6 protein-coding genes are annotated in these 5,241 nt (G+C 40.5%); 1 reads left to right on the top strand and 5 read right to left on the bottom strand.

The features are described from left to right. Positions 1-215 precede the first annotated feature (215 nt). Positions 216-671: a hypothetical protein gene (locus tag RAO94_04440; GenBank protein ID MDP8321584.1), complete on the top strand. Its 456-nt coding sequence runs from the start codon at positions 216-218 to the stop codon at positions 669-671. Between the two features lie 21 nt (positions 672-692). Here the strand turns inward: RAO94_04440 and RAO94_04435 are convergent, their stop codons facing one another. From RAO94_04435 to RAO94_04415, 5 genes are all read right to left on the bottom strand, one after another. Next, the gene (locus tag RAO94_04435; GenBank protein MDP8321583.1) at positions 693-1,910 is read right to left on the bottom strand and encodes an ABC transporter permease; all 1,218 of its coding nucleotides are present in this window, start codon (positions 1,908-1,910) and stop codon (positions 693-695) included. A gap of 2 nt (positions 1,911-1,912) precedes the next feature. Continuing rightward, positions 1,913-2,650, bottom strand: coding sequence for an ABC transporter ATP-binding protein (locus RAO94_04430; GenBank protein ID MDP8321582.1), 738 nt, complete (start codon positions 2,648-2,650; stop codon positions 1,913-1,915). Positions 2,651-2,668: 18 nt separating this feature from the next. Continuing rightward, positions 2,669-3,931 carry an efflux RND transporter periplasmic adaptor subunit gene (locus tag RAO94_04425; protein MDP8321581.1) on the bottom strand — a complete coding sequence of 421 codons (1,263 nt, stop codon included), beginning with the start codon at positions 3,929-3,931 and terminating at the stop codon, positions 2,669-2,671. 142 nt (positions 3,932-4,073) lie between these two features. Then, positions 4,074-4,427: a hypothetical protein gene (locus RAO94_04420; protein MDP8321580.1), complete on the bottom strand. Its 354-nt coding sequence runs from the start codon at positions 4,425-4,427 to the stop codon at positions 4,074-4,076. Continuing rightward, entirely contained in the window at positions 4,420-4,623 is a 204-nt protein-coding gene (locus RAO94_04415; protein MDP8321579.1) for a helix-turn-helix transcriptional regulator, read from the bottom strand. Before RAO94_04415 ends, RAO94_04420 begins: the two co-directional genes overlap by 8 nt. Positions 4,624-5,241 lie beyond the last annotated feature (618 nt).

Below are 5,241 nucleotides of genomic sequence, written 5' to 3'. Positions count from 1 at the left end.
TGGAAGGTACCTTCTCAAGGTTAAAGACAAAGTTGAGAATCCATTCTGGAATTAAACAATGGAGAAAAATCAGAATGATTGATGAAATTCTAGCAAAATAGCAACCAATTTTTGCCCTTTAAGCCTGGATACGTGATAATTATAAGGATAATGACTGGATCAGCCGATTTGTACCACGCTATATATTAAGTGATGCTTTCAGGCAGGGAGTATTATTGATCGTTGGACTTTGTTTACTCACCTCAGTATTGCGCATGATGGCTATCATACCCCAGGAAATCAGATATGAATTTTCAGGTTCAAAGGAAATTGCCCAATACATTAAGCAAAATAACCTGGAAGATAAAAACTGGATTGGCTACCGGTCAGATAGATGTGAAGCAATTCTTCCGTATTTCGCTGACAAGAAATTCTGGTATGCAGGAATTCAGGATTATGGCTCTTATGTTGTCTGGAATACTGAATATAAGCTGAATGCTGATTTATCCTCTGAGAAACTCATAACCCGGATAAACTCACAATTCCCGGAAAGAGAAAATCTCCTGCTGGTCCTTTCAATACCACTTGAGAATCCAGAAGAACATGGTTTCAAGCTGATATATCAAAACCAGAAACGTGTTTTCTGGCTGCATGATGAGCACTACTTTTTATATCTCCCTGTAATTAATTAAATAACAGCAGATTCTTAATTTCTACTCGTACCGCAGGGCATCTATGGGATTCAAGCGAGCTGCTTTTCTGGCTGGGTAATACCCGAAAAATATACCTACAGCTCCAGAAAACAGGGCTGCAATAATAACTATCTGCGGATTGATTACTGCACTGATAGAGGTAAACCTGTTCATAAAACCGGTAATCCCAAATGCCAGCATTATTCCCAGGAATCCACCCGTCAGGCTCAAGGTGATAGCTTCATACAAAAATTGACGCAGCACATCATTTCCCCTTGCGCCAATAGCCAGGCGAATACCTATTTCGCGCGTTCTTTCCGTCACAGAAACCAGCATGATATTCATGATACCAATTCCACCCACAACCAGTGACACTCCCGCTATTGCTGCCAGTAACAGGGTTAACGTCTTGGAAGTCTCTGACGCCATATCTGTGATCTCTGTTTGAGTGCGGATAATGAAATCATCAGTTTCACCTGTTTCAATGCCATGTTTCTGCCGCAGAAGCTCAGCAACTTCTTCCTGGGCAGCATCTACAGCATCTTCACTGATAGCACTTACATATATCTGATTAAGAAAATCTCTACCACGCAATCTGGTCAACACGGTTTTAGTAGGCGCCAGGATCACATCATCCTGGTCATTACCCATGGCAGTTTCACCTTTTTCTGTTAACACTCCAATGATCGTAAATGGCTTGCTGCCAATGCGCAAACGCTGTCCCACGGCATCTGTGTCAGGGAAAAGCTCATCTGCTACTGTTTTGCCCAATACGCATACTTTCTTCTTTGATTTATTATCCCGTTCAGTAAAAAAAGTTCCACTTTCCATTTCCCAGCTTTTAATTGTCAAATAGCCAGGTCCCACTCCTTCAATATTAGTATTCCAGTTACTCACTCCACCCACAACCTGCTGCCGGGAACTTATACTGCCACTTGATGCCAGGATATATTCCCCATATTCTGTAAGGTACTGCGGATCGTCGGCTTTCAGGCTTTGTCTGCTGCTGCGGGTAGCATTCACTCCCCCAAACCGGGCATGATTGGGGAATATAAGGATCAGGTTTGTGCCCAGTGAGGAAATCGAATCTTCTATTTTCTTTTGTGAACCCTGTCCCACTCCCACCATCACGATTACTGAGCAGACACCAATAATGATACCCAGCGATGTTAAGAAACTGCGCATTTTGTTTTTTAATATACTTTTCAAAGCTATCTTGAATAATACTATGAGTCTCATTATCAATCCTCTTCAGGCAGTTTTTGCAGGTCTGCTGCTGCTAACCGGCGTTTTGCTATCTGACTGTCTTCAATGATATGTCCATCTTTTAGAACCACTTTACGCCTGGCATATTCAGCTAAATCACGCTCATGTGTCACCAGTATAATTGTGATGCCCTGATCATTTAATTCCTGAAAAAGCTTCATCACTTCCACAGAAGTTCTGCTATCCAGATTACCAGTAGGCTCATCTGCCAGTATCAAAGCAGGATCATTCACAAGTGCCCTGGCAATAGCAACCCTCTGCTGCTGTCCACCAGATAGCTGACTGGGCTCATGATCCATTCTATCTTCCAGTCCCACCAATGCGAGAGCTTCTTTGGCTTTATTCATTACTTCGCGCATTTTGATCTTTTGATTATACAATAAAGGTAATTCTACATTTTCCAGAGCAGTAGTTCTTGCCAGAAGATTAAATCCCTGGAACACGAAGCCGATTTTTCGGTTGCGGATTTCAGCAAAGTCATCAGCATCCAGATCGAGAATATTTTCACCATCAAGGTAAAATTCACCTTCAGTGAGCACATCCAGACACCCGATAATGTTCATTAGAGTAGATTTGCCAGAACCTGATGCTCCCATGATCGCTACAAATTCCCCGCTGTTTATCTTCAGATCTATCCCTCGTAAGGCACGGACTTCCATTTCTCCCATCTGATAATTCTTGGTAATACCCTGCATTTCTATTACGCTATTCATTTTAATATCCCTTATGATTTAGAAAAGCCCTGGACCATGTCCGCCAGGCATCCGGTTACGGGAATTATTAGAGGTGGTTGTGGTGCTGCGGGTTCCATTTACTTTGGTGATGATCATGGCCTTATCAGGAAGGTTTCGTATTTTAGTGATCTCAGTATGTATTCCGTCACTTAGCCCTTTTTCTACCGTAGTTCTGCCAAAACTGCCATCTTCCGATATATACCAGAGTACACTAATAATATCTGACTCACTTTCAGTGTTTCTTTTAGGTCTTTTTCCTCTCACGGGTCTTTCTTTGCCTGACATTTTCTTCTTCATCTCTTCCATCATCTCTTTCAGTACAGATTCCGGCATTGAGATATTTAAACTGCTATTAGTTACTGCCTGCACCTGCTCGCGTGAATCTACCACAAAATCTATTGTGGCTGTCATTCCCGGTAATAATAATCCGCTGCTATTATCCGCTGAACAGATCACAGTGTAATGTACCACATCTGATACGGCTTTGGATTGCAACCGCACCTGGTTTACTTCACCAGAAAATTCTAAATCAGGATATGCTTCTACTGTGAACCGGATATCTTGACCATGCTTGATCAAGCCAATATCGCTCTCATCCACCAGCGCTTCTATTTCCATCTGCTCCAAACCTTCTGCCAGAATAAAAAGCGTCGGCGCACTCATACTCGCCTGCACAGTCTGACCTTCTTCTATTTCGCGTGAGATCACCAGCCCATCTATGGGAGAACGGATCACAGCATATTCATTCAGGTTCTGATCTGCTTTTTCAAGGTATATTTCTGCTGATACAAGACTCGTTTCGGCATTGATCAAATCAGTTTTACTACTTTTAAATTCATAAGAAGAAATATATTCTTTGGCAAAAAGAGTGCTGTCATTAGCAAATTTCTCAAGCAATAGATCATATTGAGCTTTCACCCGCTTCAAATTCGCCTGGGCATCTCTGAAACTTGATTTCAAAGTTGTTCGATCTAAGATTGCCAGGACTTGATCCTGAGTTACCTGATCATTATAATCCACAAATATGCTGTCTATTTCACCTGATACCTGCGTTCCCACTTTTACTGTACCCACTGCCGCCAGTGACCCTGTGCTGCTTACAAGACTTTCAATGTCCATCACGCTTATTTCACTTGTCTCATAGGTTATCTCACTGGCTTTCTCAGATTTGATGAATTTAAAATATACCACCGGGATAATTATCAATAATATGAACACCAGCAGCCAGGGAAATTTCTTCTTTTTATTTCTCTTTGCCATTATTTCTCCTTAAAAAACTCTTATATCACAAATTTATGACACTATTATGATGAAATGTCTGCTATATATTTAGAAAATTGTAATAATTATTTTTTATATCTTAGTTTGCTGTTTACTTTATTTATTGATCAACTAGTATACTTTATTCTTCCTCGGGTTCACTGTCTGTACGGAAGATTAATATACCCGATGCTCCATGAGTGATCAAAAATGATAATACGGCAAATTGCAGCCAGTTTTCACCAATATTGATAACTCCAAAATCATGAGCAGAGAAGTAATAAAGCAGGATAAGAACCATGAGCTGCAAACTTAGGGTAAGAGTATCTGCCTGATGCAAAAGCACAAGTTCACGTTCATCAAAGCCCTTGATCTTAAAGAAAAATGGATAAGCTGCTAATAGGATAAATCCCCAAAAACCTGACATCCCGAAAAGATAGGTGGCAAGCAAGATCAATATACCTACAATTAGTTCAAAGAAAAACTGCTTAATCATCTTCGTTATCCTCCTTAACCAGCTTGAAAATATCCTCTATCCTGCACCGGAATTTAGCAGCTATCTTCATTGCCAGAAATACGGAAGGATTGAATTTTCCTTTTTCTATGGCAATGATCGTCTGTCGGGATACTCCCACACTTTCGGCAAGGGCAGCCTGGGTCATTTCTCCATTATGAAACCGATGAACACGCATATTGTTGATCAGCTTAAAATCTTTTTTCTTTTTCATGCACTCCCCTTTGTCGCCGATTCCAATGTCCGGTGATGTTTATTTTATGTCAATTTATATTTACTACCCGGCAACACTTTTTACACCAGTTCAATTTATTTATACTTTTTTATGACGTCAATTTATTAATTATTTACCTGGCATCTCACGGTTTCTGTTTTTTACCTGCATCTCATTGCTTTTTAGACGGATTGGTAGGGGCAGACCTATGTGTCTGCCCTCTTTAAACTAAATTAAAAGAACAAATTCTGGGCAGACACGCGGGTCTGCTCCCTACCAGAGCCGGGCGAAAAGCACAGAAATATAATTTCAAGAGAATGCTGGATTAATTATTTACCATTATGCACCTGTTATTCTCAATAATGAATCTAACGCTATAAATCGCAATACTTTCTCATCTATATTAGTCTATTGCAGGAACAACAAAGCACGTACTCACATTTCAATGTCACTACGTGCTTTGTAGTTCCTTCTGAAATTCCCGGCAGGCATATTTCTTGACAAGGAGTGGGGTATATAGCTTGAGGAGATAAAGGTGAAAAATGAAAATAAAATGTTTATATATGCTGCTTATGCTGCTGA

Source organism: Candidatus Stygibacter australis, from assembly GCA_030765845.1.
Taxonomy (GTDB): domain Bacteria; phylum Cloacimonadota; class Cloacimonadia; order Cloacimonadales; family TCS61; genus Stygibacter; species Stygibacter australis.
The sequence above is the reverse complement of the archived record's forward strand: the minus strand, read 5'-3'. Positions and strand labels throughout refer to the sequence as shown.